The 13,568-nt window shown below is 43.6% G+C and carries 14 protein-coding genes; 12 read left to right on the top strand and 2 right to left on the bottom strand.

Annotation, left to right across the window (positions count from 1 at the left end; genetic code table 11):
* Nucleotides 1-338 precede the first annotated feature (338 nt).
* Entirely contained in the window at nt 339-815 is a 477-nt protein-coding gene (locus N008_RS00145; protein WP_044012757.1) for a hypothetical protein, read from the bottom strand.
* Nucleotides 816-1,169: 354 nt separating this feature from the next.
* Here N008_RS00145 and N008_RS00140 point away from each other — a divergent pair, with 354 nt between their 5' ends.
* The 12 genes from N008_RS00140 (at nt 1,170) to N008_RS22840 (ending at nt 12,956) form a co-directional block, all read left to right on the top strand.
* Nucleotides 1,170-1,919 (top strand): HK97 family phage prohead protease, encoded by a 750-nt coding sequence (locus tag N008_RS00140; RefSeq protein ID WP_071884453.1) that lies wholly within the window; start codon nt 1,170-1,172, stop codon nt 1,917-1,919.
* Between the two features lie 4 nt (nt 1,920-1,923).
* On the top strand, nt 1,924-3,024 hold the full coding sequence (locus tag N008_RS00135) for a phage major capsid protein (protein WP_071884452.1): 1,101 nt from the start codon (nt 1,924-1,926) through the stop codon (nt 3,022-3,024).
* Nucleotides 3,025-3,043: 19 nt separating this feature from the next.
* Nucleotides 3,044-3,277: a hypothetical protein gene (locus N008_RS22860; protein WP_156108937.1), complete on the top strand. Its 234-nt coding sequence runs from the start codon at nt 3,044-3,046 to the stop codon at nt 3,275-3,277.
* A gap of 4 nt (nt 3,278-3,281) precedes the next feature.
* The gene (locus tag N008_RS22855) at nt 3,282-3,800 is read left to right on the top strand and encodes a hypothetical protein (protein WP_156108936.1); all 519 of its coding nucleotides are present in this window, start codon (nt 3,282-3,284) and stop codon (nt 3,798-3,800) included.
* Between the two features lie 28 nt (nt 3,801-3,828).
* Nucleotides 3,829-4,116 (top strand): head-tail adaptor protein, encoded by a 288-nt coding sequence (locus N008_RS22125; protein WP_156108935.1) that lies wholly within the window; start codon nt 3,829-3,831, stop codon nt 4,114-4,116.
* Nucleotides 4,107-4,457: an HK97-gp10 family putative phage morphogenesis protein gene (locus N008_RS22120; protein WP_071884449.1), complete on the top strand. Its 351-nt coding sequence runs from the start codon at nt 4,107-4,109 to the stop codon at nt 4,455-4,457. The genes N008_RS22125 and N008_RS22120 overlap by 10 nt, the downstream gene beginning before the upstream one ends.
* A gap of 3 nt (nt 4,458-4,460) precedes the next feature.
* A complete protein-coding gene (locus N008_RS22850; RefSeq protein WP_156108934.1) occupies nt 4,461-4,880 on the top strand; it encodes a hypothetical protein in 420 nt (139 codons plus the stop codon).
* 43 nt (nt 4,881-4,923) lie between these two features.
* The gene (locus N008_RS22115) at nt 4,924-5,343 is read left to right on the top strand and encodes a phage tail tube protein (protein WP_071884448.1); all 420 of its coding nucleotides are present in this window, start codon (nt 4,924-4,926) and stop codon (nt 5,341-5,343) included.
* A 96-nt stretch (nt 5,344-5,439) separates the two neighbouring features.
* Complete coding sequence (locus tag N008_RS00125) at nt 5,440-5,847, top strand: hypothetical protein (RefSeq protein WP_044012755.1); 408 nt, start codon at nt 5,440-5,442, stop codon at nt 5,845-5,847.
* Nucleotides 5,848-5,873: 26 nt separating this feature from the next.
* Complete coding sequence (locus N008_RS22845) at nt 5,874-6,203, top strand: hypothetical protein (RefSeq protein WP_156108933.1); 330 nt, start codon at nt 5,874-5,876, stop codon at nt 6,201-6,203.
* 16 nt (nt 6,204-6,219) lie between these two features.
* Nucleotides 6,220-9,300: a tape measure protein gene (locus N008_RS00120; protein ID WP_156108932.1), complete on the top strand. Its 3,081-nt coding sequence runs from the start codon at nt 6,220-6,222 to the stop codon at nt 9,298-9,300.
* A gap of 83 nt (nt 9,301-9,383) precedes the next feature.
* The gene (locus N008_RS22840; protein ID WP_156108931.1) at nt 9,384-12,956 is read left to right on the top strand and encodes a hypothetical protein; all 3,573 of its coding nucleotides are present in this window, start codon (nt 9,384-9,386) and stop codon (nt 12,954-12,956) included.
* Nucleotides 12,957-12,965: 9 nt separating this feature from the next.
* Here the strand turns inward: N008_RS22840 and N008_RS00115 are convergent, their stop codons facing one another.
* Entirely contained in the window at nt 12,966-13,430 is a 465-nt protein-coding gene (locus tag N008_RS00115; protein WP_044012750.1) for a hypothetical protein, read from the bottom strand.
* Nucleotides 13,431-13,568: the final 138 nt, after the last annotated feature.

Genomic DNA, 13,568 nt, shown 5'->3' with positions numbered 1-13,568 from the left:
TTCTGGTTGTCAGATACTTATGCCTAAAGAATAGAAGTTATGCTATGGTTGTGTTCCGTATAATGAGCCAAAACAGGGGTTATATGGAACAGAAACGGGAGTTATATGGAACATTGCCCCAACTAGAATGTACAATACAGCCTACTAGCCTACTCTTAGGTGTTTCTATGCCTCTACGCTGTATAGCTGCCTTCTATGTCACGATTGGGAACGGTGCTGGTGATTGCCTTCCCGGCGCTACTGCTGCTGCTACAGCGCTTTTATCCGCTTCAGGTAGGCGCAAAAAAAGAGAGCCACTAGACAGCAGCTCTCTTTCTGATTTCTATTCCTACACCGACCTACTTCTTAGCAGCCGATTTCTTAGCGGCTGGTGCGGCTGGTGCTTCGCCGGATTGGGATGATGCATACTCACGTTCATCATCCTTCATCATAGCTAGGATCTCTTCGTTGCGAGCATCCCGACCTTTGTACTTCACTGGTAAGCCGGTGGTAGCGTTGATCCCGTTTGGATACTTGCCTTTATACACCAGCTTATTCAACTCTACCTGCTTCGCTTCATCCGCTTTCTGATCAGCAGTCTTGGTTTGGCGGGTGCGTTTGGTTTTACCTTCTGGTGAAGTGAGCTGGAAACCTTCTGCTTTGTCGGTGTCGGGCTGAAGCATGTTGTATACCCCGATCTGCTTCAGGTAATCTACTAGCTTATTCTGAGCGGATGTAATCTCTGTATCAATGTCTAGCTTTTGCTGCTTCAGTTTCGCTATTGAATCGTAAAGCTGAGCAATGTTAGCGCCTACGCTGGTTTGGTTCTGATCCATCCTGGTAATCGGTTAATGAGTTAAATTGATTAAATGATAACGTAAACATAGCGGTTAAGTTTGAGCTTCCAACCAGCTTGGACATCAACTTTGCATAGTTTTCCTAATAAAAGTAGTCAAAGTTGATGTCCAAAGCAGAAGTTAAGCAGTAATTACGCTATCACCATCAACCACCACCATCATCAACGCCTTCGGAAAATGTAAGAATAAAGCCGGATATATAGTGTACTAGTTGGGGTGGTGTCCGTCTGGTAGTTATCTTATTTTTTTGGTAGCCTCTGCTTTAACGAGTAGAGGCTATTTTTTTTGCGCATTAGAAGTAGATATATAGTGTAACAAATACTAAGAGTGTTAATGAAGTTGTATGAAACTAAAAACGTTGGTCTAAATCAGGTAGAAGATGTTGATACTACTGGTAACCGTATCATTCTCTATGCAGCCCGTTTCGGTAATGTGGATAGCCACAGTGATATCATCCATCCCGGCGCGTTTAAGAAAACTATTACCGAATCACAGAGCCGGTTGAAACACCTATGGCAACACGATACGAATAAGCCGGTAGGTAAACCTGAATCCATTATTGAAGATCAGAACGGATTGCTGGTGAACTCTAAGATCAGCAAAACGCAATTAGGTAAAGACCTGATGATCCTGGTAGAAGATGGTGTAATGAATGAGAACAGTATTGGATTCTATACCATTAAAGCTAGTAAGGACGAAGCCAAAGGTATCCGTAATATCCACGAAGTACAGCTATTTGAATATTCTTCTGTGACATGGGGATCAAATGATCAGGCACAGAACATAGGGTTGAAATCACTAACCGTTGCTGAACAAAGCAATGAGTTGGAAAAGAAAATGAGTCTACTGGAAAAGCATCTACGACAGGGTAATCTATCCGATGAAATGTGTGAGTTGCTAGTAATTCAGGTTGCTCAGATTAAATCATCCATTGCTGAAATGCTGGAACAATCACTAACCGTAATTACAGAGCCGGAAGTATCCACTTTGCAAAGCGAACAGCCGGTTGAAGTCAAATCAGATAGGGATGAAATTGCTGATTTCTATTCGGCATATATAGGTTATAATAAAAATAATTATTAACAAATTGGAAAATGAAGTTAAGTCTCCAAAAGATATTGCTATTGAACTAAAGAATGATGTAGCAAACCAAATTAAGCCGGTACAAGATGCCGTAGATCAGCTTTCGGTTGAAATGCAGCGTATTGCTTCTGGTTCAACTGTAGAAGCTAAGAAGAATCTAGTAGATGTACTAGAAGCGAAGAGTGAGCTAAAGACCTTCCGTAAGGGTGATGCTAAAGTAGAAGTGAAAGCTCCTATTGATATGCTTCGCGCTAACTCAGTAGGTGATTCACAATCCCTTATTGCGGCTGGTTCACCTATCAACACTCCCAACCAGCTTACCCACGTTCGCGACTTTATGCGCATTGGTAAGCTAAGCAAGCCTACCTATAAGTATGACCGTGAAACGGCTGTTGAAGGTTCGGCTGCTGTAGTTGCCGAGGGTGCTAAGAAGCCTAAAGTGAGCTTCAAAATGACTCCCGTAGTAGCTAACGCTGCTAAGATTGCCTTGTACTACAAGCTGTCTACTGAAACCGTACAGGATGCACCTGCTTTTACCTACAGCCTACAGGGTCGCGGTATTGAGCTGGTTCTTCAGGAAGAGGATGATCAGTTGCTTTACGGTACTGGTGTTGGTGAAGAGGCTCTAGGCTTGTTCACGGCGGCTACTGCTTTCAACGCTGGTAGCCTACGTGTAGAGAATGCGCAAGTAATTGATGTCTTGTATGCCGCTATTACCCAGGTTCGTAAGAGCATGTTCCGCGCTAACGCAATCTTCATGAATCCTACGGATATCGCGAAGATGAACCTAACCAAAGATGCTGATGGTCGCTACTTGCTACCCAACATCTTGTCTAACTCTGCTTCAACCATTGCTGGTGTTACCATCGCTGGTATTGATGCAGTAAACGAAGGTGAGTTCCTGGTAGGTGCGTTGGATTTGGCTGTTGAAACCTTCTCTGTAGAAGATTTGCATGTTGAAGTGTCGGGTTCTAACGAAGACGACTTCATCACCAACAAAGTTACCGTGCTGATTGAAGAGCGTTTGCTTCAGGCTATTACTCGTCCTGCTGCTTTGGTGAAAGGTTCGTTTGCTACGGCTACTGCTGCTTTGATGGCTGCTTAATTTAAATTAATCAGATACCATGAAACATACAGCGAAACAAACCTTCTCATTCCGTTCACAACGGTATAAAGAAGGGGATGAAATTGCAGTAGATGAAATCTACTTGGAACAGTTAGTAGCTGCTGGATTGGTAAGTAAGAAAGGGGAAACTGAATCTGCTACGGCGGTGGAGGTTTCCCCAACCTTGCCTAATGATCCTGCTAAACGCGAAACCAAACCAGCTATCAGCAAGAAGAAAAAAGAAGTGAAGTAACCCGATGTATTCAGATAATGAACCAGTAAGTATCATAGAATTTAAAGAGTACACACGTATTACCACGAATGCTGATGATACGTTGATTGGTTTGTTTCTGCAAACAGCACGAGAGAAAGTAGAAGCGGAAACCGAACGTGATTATATCAGTAAGGTTAAGCAAGCTACGTTTAAGGCTAATACGGTGCCCACTGTTGAACGTTCGTTAGTTACTGGTGTAACTGGATACTATACGGATTTGGATGACGTGTACAACGCCTATACGTATTTTGTGGAGTATGCAAAGGGTGTCACCATTAATAACAATCGTGATTATCCGATTGATTACAACATGTTGCCGACCTACACCATAACGTATAGTGTTACGGTTGAACCAACGGATGTACCAGCTACTATTAAAACAGTTATTATGATGCTGGGTAGTGATTTCTATGATAACAGAGGTGCTAGTACGGTAATTAAGCAACATGATGTAGCTATTAAATATAAGGCACTTTTAGCCCCGTATAAATTAAATAACTAAAGTGAGTATAGCCGGTAAGTTCAGGGATATGATAGTAGTAAAGGAAGCATCCTTTGTTGATGATGGTATAGGCGGGGTGTTGGCTACTGATACAATTGCTCTCTACACCTTACCCGCACAGGTTACGGTATTGAAAGCGGTGGAGCAGTTTCTAAATAATCAACTGAATGATAAGCAGCCTATCCGTATCACGATTCGCTACATGGAAGCTATCACGAGTGATACGCCACTAGAATGGCAAGGTAAACGTGTTACGGTGGTATCAGTGGTACCCTCTGAGCGAAAAACAGAATTAGTTATTTTCGGATGGGTATAAGTGTAAAATTACAAGGTGCTGATAATCTAAAAACGAAGTTACAAGCGTATTTGATTTCCACACCTAAACGAGTGCAAATAGCAGTAGATACCTACGGTTACGAAGTAGAATCAACCGCTAAGCAATTAGTGCGAGTGGATACAGGTTTACTACGTTCCTCTATTAGTTACCAGCGTGACGGGTCATTTAAAGGTGAAGTAACGGTGAATGCTGCTTATGCGAAGTACATAGAATTTGGTACCCGTAAAATGCCCGCTTATCCGTTTCTGAATCCAGCCGTGCAACAGCATAGAGCCGCATTCTTAGCGAATCTGAAGCAAGCAGTAAAATTCAAGATATAAGGTATGCAACATGATCCACAACTATCCATTTTAAAGGCATTCCTGGCGGCTCTAAGCACACCTGTATTACAAGTGGATAGTTCTATTGTGAAAGTGTTTACAAGCGTACCAAAGGCAGAAAAACACTACGTATTGCTTTCTCAGTTGACACAGGCTGAAACCGGTACTGGTAGCTGTAAACAATACGATTGTACGCTACTGGTTACGGTTGCAATGGAGAATGAAGTAAACAGAGTGTCTGAAGTACCAGCTTATGTTATATCAGATCAAATATTTCAGCGTGTAGCCGGTAAACGATTAGTGTTGGAAAATGGCTTGCAAATGTCTCCTATTGAAATTGGGTTAACCAGTACGCTTCAGGAACATAATGATACTACGGTTGATGTATTGCGTTATATCCGGTTGAAGTTTTCAGTTTATTAACGAAGATATATAGGCTATAGAATAAAAATAATTATATGAATTAATGGCAACAATTATAAATGCAGTTGATGTTGTAATCAAAGTTGATGATGTAGTAGTAGGTTGCGCACAGTCAGCAGAATTTACTATGTCGCGTGAAATGGATGAAGCATCTTGTGCTGCTTCAGGTGGTTGGAAACAGGTAAGCCCCGGTCAAAAATCATGGAGTGCTAGCTTCGCTGCCTTGTACCGTTCTTTCACCGTTGCTGAAGATGCAACTCAGGTAAGCTTTGATGAACTATTTGATAAGTTGGATGATGGTGTAGCAGTAACCCTGGAATTTGGTAAGGTGGTAACTGGTGGTACTCGTTATTCGGGTGAAGCCTATGTTTCTGAAATTAAGTATTCGCAACCTGATAAGGGTAATGTAACGTGGAATGCAAACTTTACTGGTAACGGTGAATTTGTTAAAATCACAGCTTAATTAACGGATTACACAGAGTAGGAGAGGGGATGATTCATTTCATTCCCTCTTTTTTTGATATATACGGTAACGATAACAAAAACAAACCCCTATTAAATGATCAACGAAAGAAAAGGATTCGGTACTATGGATATTGGTACATGGGATGCCAACGGTAAGCTAACGGTGCAGAAGCTACCATTTCACATGGATGGTACACGCCAAACCAACGCGTTCTGTGATATTCTAGGTATTGAGTATAACAAGTTGATGCACGAACTAGCGAAACTTCAGCAGCCCGATGAACTAACATATTTGCGCACATTGGTAGCGCTTATTTACAGTGGTATCTACGCTGGTACGAAGTTGAAGCGAATGGAGGTGCAATTAACGATGGATGATGTGATTGATTGGGTGGAATATGTAAATGAATCTGGTACGGATGAAATGAAACAGGATTTGATTCAACCGCTAACGGTATTGCTAGACTGTATGCAGAAACGAATGGGAAACGCCGTAGGGTAACATTCCCCGCTGAAGCAATACAGGATGTGTCAGAACATGTTGAAATAGAAGATGTAACAGTGTTTAGTGATATAGAATGTTTTGCATTAGGTGAGTTAGGAATGTTACCCGAAGATTTCTGGAATTTAACATGGCAAGAATACGAATACGCTAGGTATGGGCATAGAGTACGTGAATTAAACGAATGGAAGCGTACCCGTCGTATCTGCTGGCAAATGGTAAATCTAGTAGCCGATAAGTTTATACCGGAATCAAAGATTTTTCAATTGTTAGATGATCTAGCTAATGATACAGCATCTTCTTATGAAGCGGATACTGCCTATTGGAATAGTATGAAGGAACGCGGGTTGTTATAAAAATAAGTTATGAATAGTGGAATTAGAAAATTTACGGGTAGTCATTGATTGTAAGATTGATGAATTTGAATATGGAATAAAACAAGCGGAAAAAGGCTTAGGTAGATTAACTGATTACGCGAAGCAATCCGGTACCGCGCTATCCACTTTCATAACAGCTCCCTTACTGCTGTTAGGTGGTGCGGCTATTAAAACGGGCGCTGATATGCAAGCGTTGGAAATGGGTTTCCGCGCCGTATACAAAGGCTCCAAGGATGTAGGGGAAGAGCTAAAGAAAACGCTGGAAATAGCCAAGCTCCCTGGTTTAGGCTTAAAGGAAGCGCTTCAGGGTGCCACTGCTTTACAAGCGGCTGGATTTGCGGCTGAAGAGTCTAGGAAGATTCTACTCAGCTTTGGTAATGCCCTGGCTACCGTTGGTAAAGGCAAAGCCGAATTAGACCGGGTAACGCTAGCACTCACTCAAATCAACAACACATCCAATGTGATGGGTCAAGATTTGAACCAGCTCAAGCAAGCCTTGCCACAGGTGGGAGAGGTGCTACAGAAAGCATTTGGTACTACCAGTGCGGAGGGGTTGCGCCAACTAGGTATTACCAGCAAAGAATTTATTGCCACGCTCACCAGTGAGTTTGGCAAGTTGCCACAGGTAACCAGCGGGTTGAAGAACACCCTTGAAAACCTGTCTGATACGGGCGTGTTGGCACTTTCTAAGCTAGGCAACACCGCGAACAAGGTATTGGATTTGGAGGCTGTAGCGGGTCGTTTAGGCGCTAAATTAGAAGAGCTGGCAACGGCATTTGAGAACTTAGATCCGGTTACCCAAAAGGCAATCTTTGTAGTAGCTGGTTTGGCTGCCGCTGCCGGTCCCTTGCTGCTAGCATTGGGTGCGGTTGGTTCGGCTGTTTCGGTGGTGTCTACGGGACTCGCTGTGTTGGGTGGTCCAATCACTTTAGCTATTGCTGGTGTTGCTGCCTTAGCGGCTGGTATTGCGTATTTGGCGGCTACCAGTGGTGACAGTGCGAACGAGTTTAAACTACAGCGTGAACAGCTAAACGGGGTGAATGCTGCTGCTGAGTCCCTGTTGAAGCAGTATGAAGCGCTGAAGAGCAAAACCAATAAGACGAAAGAAGAGCAAGCTGAATTGAACAAGGTGATGGAGCGGTTAAATGAAACCGTTCCTGGCGCTGCTGATTCATGGGATAGCTACGGTAACATATTAACGATTAATAGCGCAAGGGTTAGAGCCTTTACAGAAGATAATAAAGCACTGCTGAAAACGGTGAATGCTGCTGAAATTGCTGAAACGCGTAAGAAGCTTTCGGAAGCTGCTGAAGTGTACCGTAACTTTTATGACCAACGTAAGCAGATTGAAAAGCAAGGGTTTGTAGCTGTAGCAACATTGGGTGATGCTAGTGGGCAAGGTGGTGAGCTGATTAAATACGGGAAGAACACGAAAGAATATTCTGACTTTATTAAACGTGCTGGTGCTGCACATGAAGCCGTTAGAGGTCTGACTTTGCAGTTGAATAACTTAACTGGTGTTCAGAACGCAAATACGGGAGCTACTAAAGCGGCTGGTGCTGCTGATGATGCTGATACATCTAAGAAGAAAGCGAAGATTACCACGTTAAAGCAGCTACAGGACGCATTGAAGAAAGCGTTGGAAGTTCGTTTTAATGAAAAGGATGCTTCCAAGTTTGCGGCTGAAGATGCTGTTATTGAATCACTGAGAGAACAGATAAAGCAATTCAAACAGGTTGGTTCGGCTGGTTCTAAGGCTGCTGATGATATAAAGCAAGCCTACGACACATTAGCTAAATCACTCAGCAAAATTAATGCTGATGTAAAGATTAAACCAAAGTTTGAATATGATGCAGCCGGTGAACGTGCTAAAGCGTTTGAGGCATTTCGTGATAGTTTTATTGATGCCGGTGGTAATCAGAATAACAAATCATTCATTGCGGCTGGTGTTAGCTATAAAACCAATATTGAATTAAGTAAGCAATATCAGGAAGAACTAAAGAAGCAGAAGGATGCTGAGAATCTGAAAACCAAACAAGCGGATTTCTTAAAGGATATAGCCGATAACTTAGAACGCACTAATCAGGAATATGCTGTATTAGGATCACGTTATGATATTCTACGTGAACGTGGTTCCTTGTTGGAGTCTGGTATTAAGAAAGCTACTGAGTTGTTTGGGTTACAATCCGATGAAGTAACCAACCTAACGAATCAATTAAAAGCGAATAATGCAGAAGTTGATAGACGCAAGGATGTAGAGGTACGCTATGATGTGAAGCTATCCGGTCCGGTTGGTGTTCCTGATCCTGTGATCAAAACAACCAGCGCCACTGGTGAAGATCTTTCAGCCGGTACCAGAGAGCAAGCCAAAGCCCTACGCGAAGCAGCAACCGCCTACGCTGAAGCAAAGGTTGAAGGGGAAGCATATGGTGTGAGTCTGGATACTGTCAGCAGACAAGCGGAAAATGCCTACCAGCGCCTTTCTATCCTGAAAGCGGAAGGGGTAAGTCCGTTGTCTGAAGCCTTTATCCAGGCACAAGCGGATTTTGATAATGCTCAGTTCGGGGTGAAAGCTCAGCAAGGGTTAGCCGACATGAACAGCGCTATTGAATCCGGTTTAGCTACGGCGGCTGGTAATATGTCGGCTGGTATTGCAAACGTGATTTCAGGTGCCGCACCAATCAGTTCATTGGGTGGCATTCTACTAGGTGCTGTTGGGGATATCCTGATTCAGCTAGGGAAGCTAGCCATTACCACTGGTGTTACGGTGAAGGCTATCAAATCTGCCTTTACCAACCCATTCACGGCTGTAGCGGCTGGTGTGGCGGCTATTGCGTTGGGTACCTTAGTGAAAGGTGCGGCTACCAGTATTCTCAGTGGTGGTGGTAGCTCTGGTACGGGTGCTGTAGCCAACGTTGGTAGCAGTGTCGGTAGTGGAGCTGGTAATGTATCAGCTCAGCAGAAGCAGAACCTGACACTAGAAGTGAAGTTCCAACCAGTAGAGCTACGTGCAGATGGTCCCACGTTGCGTTCATCAATGAGTGTAGATGAGTACCGATTAGGAACAAAACGATAAACGGTGAAAGGCTCTGTATTAAGTACGGAGCCTTTTTCTTTATAGTCTAATATCAGATATATAGGCTATAAACGAATGTATTTATGCCTAGAATATTACTACAAAGATACTGTGTATTAAACCCTGATAACAGCTCACAACAAACCGAAGTGTTTTATGATACTGCTTCACGTGAAGCAGGTACGTATCCGGCTACTATTTCAGTTACCGCTACAACCTTTACATGCTCACCTTATCAGATAGCCAACAATACCGAATTAGAACGCTATTGTGCCTTTGGTAACATGCGCGTAGTGAAAGCGGATAGTATACCTGGAACGTATCGTTGGGATGATCTAGCGGATATCACCTGTGCTGGACAATGTGATCTGTACTTGAATTATACGGGTACTGCTAACACCACCACCAACACCAGTACGGATGGGATGATCTTCATTGAAGCGGATAGCTCTAAAACCCCTATTAGCTGCTACATCACCAATCTAGGTATCCCTACCAGCACTACACAAGCTGCATCCGGTATCACACAGTTTCGCTACGAGAATGTGCCAGCCGGTAGCTACGTAGCTCAGCTAATTGATTTTGGTAACTGTAGACTCAATACCCCAACCCTAGTAGTAGGTAGGGGGGCGGCTCCTGGTGCCGGTGGTACTGGTGTGCCGGTTTATGATTGGTTGAAGTATGAATACATCTACAACGGGCGCAACATCGGACAGATTCAAGGCTTAGCATGGGATAAGACAACGAAGCAGGTGATTACGGTGAATCCGATCAACCTCACCTATGCTGACTTCTACCAGTACACACCACAGTACTTGACAGGAAGTATTGTGAGCTACATCCGCAACGGGGATAGCGCTAGACAGTATTACCGCGCTAAAGTGGATATGATCGGTACCAGTGACACCAAAAGACCCTATCCCGACGCAAACGGGGTAGCCCAGGGCTTTTGGGAGCAGCTAACGCATGGTCCACAGGATCAAGTAGGCTATGTGAAGTTTTTTGTAACGGCAAGTAGAGAACCTTACCCAAATCCACCACAGAACTTTTCTCCCTTCTATAGCTCACCAGCCCCGATTTCCGGCGGCTACTGGTACTATAATGCCGGGGATGTAATGCGCTATGATTGGAATGGATTCTATAAGGCTAAGATGAAACTTCAGTCCAATAACTTCCCGAACGGGTTGATTCCAGCGCCTACCATCGGTGCTGATAACCAGTATTGGGAAAAGGTAGCTGGTTACGGGTATTTCTATTATGCTATTCCTGAAGCAGAAGTAATTGATCAGTATCAGATTGGTACCATCAACCGACGTGTACGCTTCCATATAGCGAATCCTACCATTCCGAATGATAGTGATCGGATCATCTTTGATGATACCACACCTGTTATTGAAGCTGCATTAGGTGATTTGAGAGTAGTAGATATTATTAAAACAGATGTTGATGATCAATCATCTGAAAACGGTAGCGTGTGGATTAATGCTATTAGTCCCTCTATGCCTATCCGTTATCATATGAGAGCCGGTGTTAGAGCCGGTTATATTCAAGATAATGAAACGGGTATTTTTGAAAATCTATATGCTGGTGATTATATCGTTGATATTTATGACGCGAATGATCGGTATGTAACGGCTGAATTTAGAATTGAAAACCGCTATAGAGAACGCTGGAAACTCAGCTTTGATGATCGTAGTAGTGTAGCTACCGAACTACGCATTTACCAGCGTGATTGGAACGGTCCGGTTACCAATGTGTGTGGTACGGATGAACCCGTTATCCTGAGTTGGGATACGGGTGGTGATCCGGCTGGATACTTGCCGGAATCCGTCGGTGCCAACCTTGAATTTAACGTGTACACCAGCGTTGCCCAACAGTTTGTAGATACGGTGCTAGCGGATGATCGTAACCATCGGGTTGATTACTACAGAGCGGGTGTGCTACAGTTTCGCGGCTACATTGATGCTACTACCTACTCTGAGCGAATGCTAGGAGCTGGACAGAAGGTAACGATACTGGCAACGGATGGATTAGGCAAACTGAAGAGTACCAAATTCATCAATCACTTACGCGAACGTCAGGAAGGCAGAACTTCCATGTTATCCATCATTCTGAAGTGTCTGAGCTATTGTGACGTGAACTTACCGCTTATGGTAGGGATCAACCTACGTGATCGGTTGATGAGTGCTACAGGTGATCCACTAGCAGAAGCCTATGTACACCGTAACGCTTCCAATAAGAAAGATGGTAAGGTTATAACGGATGAAGATATTGTTGATGCCCGCACTGTATTAGATAACATCCTACGCTGTTTCAATGCCTTCTTATTTCAATCAGATGGGTATTGGAGAATCATCAGCTTGAATGAAGTCTACACCAGCTTTGCTACGCGTACCTTCTCACCAGCCGGTACGTTGCTGGTAAGTGAAGATTCAACCGCGCCGACCTTACGCGTACTGGAAAGCCGCTTTGCAACAGCTAGCAATGAAGTGTTCTGGATTAACGCTGTACAGAATAGAACCACTGTAGCCGCCGCCGACAGTGTGAAGGCAGTAGTTGAGCTACAGCTAGAAAGCAACCTATTCCGCAATGGTGACTTTGTGGAATGGAGTTCTGATAACTCGCGCCCGTTGTATTGGAGCAAGGAAGGAAGTATTGTCAGCAGCCGCGCAAAGGGGGAGAAGGCAAAAGAGTTTGCAGTTAGAGTAGTACCCGTAACGGCTACCAGCACCGCTAATTTCCTCTTATCACCACCTGTACCGCACTTAACCGGACAGGATGAAGATGCAATGCAATTAGAGTTTAGAGCCATTGTAGACCCTCTAACAGCGAATCCAGCCGATATCCTAGTAACACAGTATTTCCAGATTCTCTGTGATGGTGTTCCGTTCGGACAGAACCTAGCCGTTGAAATGAACAGCAAAGACAAGTGGAAAACCTACACGGTTAACCTATCATTGGGTATGCCAGGGGCAAAGGTGCGGGTGAAGCTGTTGGAGCCGGTTATAGTGGGCAGTAGTCCGGCTCAAGTGCGTTTCAACCATGTAGCGCTAAGCATTCAACCAGGGGCGGTTGATTGGAGTGAGCAAACAACTGATTACTTCTATGCTACCAATCCGGTAACCACCAATCTTGAGCTAAAGCCGGTGGAACTGGTACATGCTGATCTACCCTTGCTACCATCAGCAACGGGCAATCCGTTACCACCTGTGAAGATGGATGTGTACGCATGGAGACACGCTATCAGCCTAGCTGACTTCACGGCTACTACAGGGTGGAAACGTCCTAGCTACCCTTCCTATACCGCGTTGTTGGATAATGCAGCGCAGGATAGATTATCACTCAGAGCTTCACCAGTAGCTGTAGTATCAGGTGAAGTTGCCGGACCGGGCTTCTCAGCACTGCGAGTAGGGATGATGTTGGATATGCCACAGGATACCGATGGTAGATTCCTGATCGTTTCCTGCTTTAAAAACGAACGGAAAGGAATAGCTAAAATTAGCTGCCAGCGTTTAGCGGATGGTAGTTTCGGTGGTGTGGAACCTGATCTACCCAACAAAGTAAGAATAGCTACTAAAAACGGTCGGGTTACTTATCGTATAGTGAAGAGTAATGGTGATGAATTATTTAGAATATCCGAGAGAGGGGAAGTGTAATAGTTGAAGTTATTTGATTCCTAATTTAATCTTAAGCTTTTCTATTTCTTTCTTAAGCTTCTCGTTTTCATTTGAAAGTAGTAGGTTCTCTAGGTTTTCAAACTTGGAGAACTTTCTCAGTTTTTTGAAAGCTTGAATTACACCTTCTATACCTGTGTTATTCAATTCTACTCCGCAAATTCTGCCATTAGGGTCAACCGCCTTGCAGCTTATCACAACTTTTTGAAAAAACTCATTTCTATAGCATATGAGTTTAATCAACTTCCATCTTCCATCTGTTATTTCATTTACGACTACGCCATTTGCATTGTAAAAAATATAGTCAAGCATGATGTTCTTGTAATTGCCATTGATCTCAACAGAAGTGCTTTCTTGAATAATCCACTCAGGTTTAGTCTTTTTGGCAAAATCCAGCGAAGTATACTTGCTAACCTCTATATCCTTATTTAATGCGTAAAAAATGATTTCAGACATGTGAAGGGGAATTGAATGGGGGTGTGAGTCCAGTGTCAATGTAAAGTTTAAGATGAGGTTTTTTCTTGTTATACCGTCATGCTTACCGATTCTGTGATAGGTTAAAACAAGTATGTCATTGATTGTTAATTCATTATA

Source organism: Hymenobacter sp. APR13 (genome assembly GCF_000737515.1).
GTDB lineage: Bacteria > Bacteroidota > Bacteroidia > Cytophagales > Hymenobacteraceae > Hymenobacter.
The sequence above is the reverse complement of the archived record's forward strand: the minus strand, read 5'-3'. Positions and strand labels throughout refer to the sequence as shown.

Bases quoted from the DNA above. Each gene is read 5' to 3' on its own strand.
- N008_RS00145 (WP_044012757.1), bottom strand. From the start codon at position 815: ATGGATCAGAACCAAACCAGCGTAGGCGCTAACATTGCTCAGCTTTAC.
- N008_RS00140 (WP_071884453.1), top strand. From the start codon at position 1,170: ATGAAGTTGTATGAAACTAAAAACGTTGGTCTAAATCAGGTAGAAGAT.
- N008_RS22860 (WP_156108937.1), top strand. From the start codon at position 3,044: ATGAAACATACAGCGAAACAAACCTTCTCATTCCGTTCACAACGGTAT.
- N008_RS22855 (WP_156108936.1), top strand. From the start codon at position 3,282: ATGTATTCAGATAATGAACCAGTAAGTATCATAGAATTTAAAGAGTAC.
- N008_RS22125 (WP_156108935.1), top strand. From the start codon at position 3,829: ATGATAGTAGTAAAGGAAGCATCCTTTGTTGATGATGGTATAGGCGGG.
- N008_RS22120 (WP_071884449.1), top strand. From the start codon at position 4,107: ATGGGTATAAGTGTAAAATTACAAGGTGCTGATAATCTAAAAACGAAG.
- N008_RS22850 (WP_156108934.1), top strand. From the start codon at position 4,461: ATGCAACATGATCCACAACTATCCATTTTAAAGGCATTCCTGGCGGCT.
- N008_RS22115 (WP_071884448.1), top strand. From the start codon at position 4,924: ATGGCAACAATTATAAATGCAGTTGATGTTGTAATCAAAGTTGATGAT.
- N008_RS00125 (WP_044012755.1), top strand. From the start codon at position 5,440: ATGATCAACGAAAGAAAAGGATTCGGTACTATGGATATTGGTACATGG.
- N008_RS22840 (WP_156108931.1), top strand. From the start codon at position 9,384: ATGCCTAGAATATTACTACAAAGATACTGTGTATTAAACCCTGATAAC.
- N008_RS00115 (WP_044012750.1), bottom strand. From the start codon at position 13,430: ATGTCTGAAATCATTTTTTACGCATTAAATAAGGATATAGAGGTTAGC.